Origin of the sequence: Leifsonia sp. 2MCAF36 (assembly GCF_052115525.1) — a bacterium.
Classification (GTDB): Bacteria; Actinomycetota; Actinomycetes; order Actinomycetales; family Microbacteriaceae; genus Leifsonia.
In genome coordinates this window covers 1-489 of the sequence record NZ_JBFRGV010000023.1, presented here as the reverse complement: position 1 = coordinate 489, position 489 = coordinate 1, and the positions used below count along the sequence as shown (strand labels likewise).

Here is a 489-nt window from a genome sequence, read left to right as displayed (position 1 = left end):
GATCGATGTCGCTTGAACTGAACTGGCCGCTGACGCTGAGCGTGGTGTCTTCCTGCACCGCRCCGGCATCGTTGCCGCTGGCGAARCTGAGYACSGGTGCGTCRTTGCTGCCGSTGACGGTSACRGTCACCTGCTGGGTGTCGACRCCGCCCAGGCCATCGCTGACCTGGATGGTGAACACYTCGTYRTGRCTCTCGCCGGCYTKCARCGAYTGCACGGCACTGGCGACGCCATYGGTGCCGTTGGCCAACGTGTAGGTCCATTGGCCCGTGCTGTCGACGGCGATCGAGCCGTAGGTGCCGGTATTGGACCCGGCAATGCTCCAGGTCGCGGTGGCGGCATGATCGATGTGGACCCGGCAATGCTCCAGGTCGCGGTGGCGGCATGATCGATGTCGCTTGAACTGAACTGGCCGCTGACGCTGAGCGTGGTGTATTCCTGCACCGCGCCGGCATCGTTGCCGTTGGCGAAACTGAGTACGGGTGCGTC

Annotated in this window: 1 protein-coding gene; it reads right to left on the bottom strand. The window is 64.3% G+C overall.

Annotated elements, in window-relative coordinates:
* Positions 1-349: VCBS domain-containing protein (locus AB4079_RS19415; RefSeq protein ID WP_441788972.1), on the bottom strand; the 349-nt coding region annotated here is incomplete at its 3' end.
* Between the last annotated feature and the right edge of the window lie 140 nt (positions 350-489).